This window comes from uncultured Nostoc sp. (genome assembly GCF_964245575.1).
In the GTDB taxonomy this organism is placed as follows: Bacteria; Cyanobacteriota; Cyanobacteriia; order Cyanobacteriales; family Nostocaceae; genus Nostoc.
Window position 1 is genome coordinate 1 of record NZ_CAXTNP010000468.1, and the last position, 3,830, is coordinate 3,830.

The window sequence follows — 3,830 nt, forward strand, 5'->3', positions numbered from 1 at the left end:
TAGCTATATAGTATCTATCTATATAGATAAATATATCTAAATTTTAGACTTTTTTAGCAATAAAATACAATTTGGTAATTGCTCAACTTTGTTTTTTTAATTACTGTATGTCTTGCAGCAGATTTATCTCTAGCCGGAGGTTGGGTTAAATAACGTGAAATCCTTCTAATGCAAGCCTTCGGTTCATTTATTAGTAAGACGCAACTTACAAATTTTTTGCGATCGCCGTTTGGTTAGAGAATAGCTTTAGCTCAATCCTTTTGCTGCCGAGTTGGGGTCAAACTACGATCTGGCAATAATTGCTCTTTATGAAGTAAAAAATAAATGTCTATACTTGTTTAGTATTTATATAGCAGCACAAGCACTATCTCAAAACCTAAAAAATAATCTCTTGTAGATTAAACAAACGCTTAAACTGATTTGCAAAATTAAGCTTAATATTCTTTGCATTCAAAAGCTACCATCTCAATTAAGCTAAATAATATGGACAATTTCCGTAACCTAAACAATAAAAATGATTACGTATGTCAGGAATTGAGCAGAAAGTCGTTTTAATTACGGGTGCAAGCAGTGGCATTGGTGAAGCTAGCGCCCGCTTACTCGCTAGCAGAGGTGCACATGTCGTATTAGGTGCGCGTCGCACCGATCGCCTCGAAACTCTTGTAACGGCAATTCGCAACGAAGGTGGTTCAGCGCATTATAGGCAGTTGGATGTCACGCAACTCAATGATGTGAACGAATTTGTTGGATTCGCTCAAAAGACATTCGGCCACATCGACGTAATTGTGAACAACGCAGGCGTGATGCCGCTTTCAAAACTGGAAGCGCTCAAAGTTGAGGAATGGAATCGGATGATCGACGTAAACATTCGAGGTGTCCTGCATGGTATTGCTGCTGGATTGCCAATTATGAAGGAACAGGGATTTGGTCAGTTCATCAACATATCATCAATCGGTGGACATGCAGTAAGCCCCACCGCAGCCGTTTACTGTGCTACGAAATTTGCAGTGGGTGCTATTTCGGAGGGACTGCGCCAGGAAGTCAGCAACATCCGCGTGACGATCATTTCCCCTGGAGTAACGGAGTCAGAACTGGCCGATAGTATTTCGGATAGCGAAGCGCGTCGAGGGATGCAGGATTTCCGGCAGATTGCAATTCCACCAGAGGCCATTGCTAGAGCGATCGCATTTGCGATCGAACAACCTGACGACGTTGATGTTAGCGAAATTATTGTCCGTCCCACCGCCAGCCCTTATTGATTTTAAAGGATTGGATGCTAGCTTTCTTAAAGAAAAACTTATTTCATTTGCGATCGCCGGAGAATCAACAAATTATGTTACGCTGTCAGTATTTGCCAGATGATGAATAGACCCAAATTCCGAAAATTAAAACCACGTAATGCAGCTTTCTCTTTTTACTGATTCCATACATCCGGCTCTTGCACCAACGAATCTTACAAGCTCACGTCATCCTATTCATAGGTGGGTAAATTTCATAGCTGGATATTCACCTGAGTTTGTCTCATAATGAAGCTTTTGAGAAATACAGGAAGCTCATCAAATCTCCAATCCTACCTGGACTGTATTAAATAATTAATTACACCTAAAATTATTAAATGAGCCGGGTAGAACACATAAAACCATCTAGCCCGTGAACCTTGTCTACCATTGAATTGAAAAACAATGAATCCTGCAAAAACTGCCCAAATTTGAAATATATAATTTATAGATAGAATTACTAAAATAAAGTGCAAGATGCACCAGTAGAGCAACCATACTCTGGGATTAAGTTTGTCTATTAAAGACATCAATAATATTACTCCAATCCCATATCCTCCATACTCAAAGCCCAAGACCTCGGAAACTGCTGCACACAATCCAGTAATTATTATTTGCTGCCATAATTGCGGACAAAGGCTTACTAAACGCAACATCACAAGTCCAAGAAGAAGCGTGAAGAGAATATTAAGTGAGAACCTCTGGAAAACAACAGTATAGATTGGCTGAGATATAATTGCTGCAATGAATAGCCTGCTTCCATAACGGTACACATTTTGGGTGTATTTTTCGCCTTTAGCCAGAAGCCATGCAAAGAGAGGAAAGCTCAATCGCCCAATAAAGCGCAATATTAAGAAATCTGGCATTAGCAAATAGCACACATGATCCATAACCATGAACACTGCTGCTAAGATTTTAATGCTGAAAGCTGAAACTTTAATCACAATGCTGAGTTTTACCTTGGATTCCTTAATATAAAATCCCTAAAATTTTATTTATTTAATATAATAGTTATTCAAAATCCTAGCAATTTGATAACATTAATATAGAGGGCAATGTCTACGACGGGCTATTCTGTGATGCCCTCTTTAGCAGAGATCACAAAAACACTATGGCAAAGCGTAAAAAAAGCAATCTCCAGTGGATTAAAGAAACGCTTGAACTAAAGCCTGACCATCGCTGGGAATCTCCATCAGGCTATAAAATATTTGTTGCGAATCGTGGGGCTGTTCGCTTCAATGTTCCCCAGGATTGGGTTTTTGAGCCACAAGAAAAATCCTTCAAGTTCCTCGATAAAAAACCCCCTAACGATGATTGCTGTCTGGAAGTATCTTTCAATCCTCTGCCACCCAATGATTGGAGCCAGTTTCCGCTAAAATCTACCTTGAAGAAAGTCCTGGAAAACGACAGCCGCAACATCATTGCTAAGGGAGAAATTATTACCGTCAAGCGCCAAACCGCCAAAATTGTCTGGACAGAGATGAAGTTCATTGACACTCAGGAAGAACCACGGGAAGCTTTTTCGCGGACTTGCATTGCTTTGGGGTCGAATATTCAATGCTTGATTACATTCGATTATTGGGCAGATCAAGCAGAACAACTAATACCCGTTTGGGATGAAACGATGCGTAGTCTCACGCTAGGGTTGTATATTCGTGACCCGATGACTGGTTTGGCTTTCCCAGACTGAAGTCCAAGAATGATTGCTCAAACTTCCTTGGCAAATATCAATAGACCTCTTGCATAAATCAAACAATTTGAACCCCACCCCGCCAAAGCTACGCTTTGTCTCCCTTCGTATAACCCTAATTTACTCGCATATTTGCGATCGCCTAGTTTATTGTCGAGTGAGGGCGATCACCATAATCCAGTAGGGTGTGTTGTCGTAAAGCATAACGCACCATCATATCAAACATCTCAAATATCAGACACAAATTGAACCTTAGGATAATAGTCAAAATTTTTTGGCTATTTGCCTATTTGCCAGCTTTTACAGAATTAAATTACTTTAATGTTATTTGCTCGTTCATGCTATGGAGTATTAGTGAAACAGAATGACAGCTATTGCTATTTGGTTTAATAACGAAATGCCTGAAAATCCTTCTCTTTGGGTAGCTTCAGATAGCCGTGTGTCCAACAATAAAAATTCTACTCTTATTGATGATGCTGCAAAAGTATTCGCGCTGCCAGTAGTATGCAGGTTTCCTGGTGAAGACGGGTTTTTCTCACAGATAGGTTACTTTCACACCTATGGGTACTGTTTTGCAGGCAGTACTCTGCTAGGCCAAAATACATTTCTAGCATTAATGCCTCTCTTAAGTAATTTAGCGACTGTTCAACCATATGTCCCTCAAATGTCTTATGTGGCGCATTTTATCTGGGAGTATTTAGGTAGAGCCTTCGATGATTACAAAGTAATAGCTTGCGACAATTCAGCAGTTGAAGTTGCTTTATTTGGGTGGTGTCACGTCACTCAAAAACAACACATTTTTCACTACTAACCCAAGTTGCTAGTTATGTTTGCAGGTGTTCAGATGGCGTTGCATAAATAAT

Annotated in this window: 4 protein-coding genes; 3 read left to right on the top strand and 1 reads right to left on the bottom strand. The window is 39.9% G+C overall.

The window, feature by feature from the left end; all coding sequences use genetic code 11:
• Window positions 1–524 precede the first annotated feature (524 nt).
• Complete coding sequence (locus tag ACFFAP_RS37005; protein ID WP_375515868.1) at window positions 525–1,259, top strand: SDR family oxidoreductase; 735 nt, start codon at window positions 525–527, stop codon at window positions 1,257–1,259.
• Between the two features lie 311 nt (window positions 1,260–1,570).
• Here the strand turns inward: ACFFAP_RS37005 and ACFFAP_RS37010 are convergent, their stop codons facing one another.
• A complete protein-coding gene (locus ACFFAP_RS37010; RefSeq protein ID WP_375515869.1) occupies window positions 1,571–2,221 on the bottom strand; it encodes a TraX family protein in 651 nt (216 codons plus the stop codon).
• Window positions 2,222–2,388: 167 nt separating this feature from the next.
• On the opposite strand from ACFFAP_RS37010, the gene ACFFAP_RS37015 reads away from it, so the two are divergent.
• On the top strand, window positions 2,389–2,967 hold the full coding sequence (locus tag ACFFAP_RS37015) for a hypothetical protein (protein ID WP_375515870.1): 579 nt from the start codon (window positions 2,389–2,391) through the stop codon (window positions 2,965–2,967).
• Window positions 2,968–3,331: 364 nt separating this feature from the next.
• Window positions 3,332–3,778 carry a hypothetical protein gene (locus ACFFAP_RS37020; RefSeq protein ID WP_375515871.1) on the top strand — a complete coding sequence of 149 codons (447 nt, stop codon included), beginning with the start codon at window positions 3,332–3,334 and terminating at the stop codon, window positions 3,776–3,778.
• Window positions 3,779–3,830 lie beyond the last annotated feature (52 nt).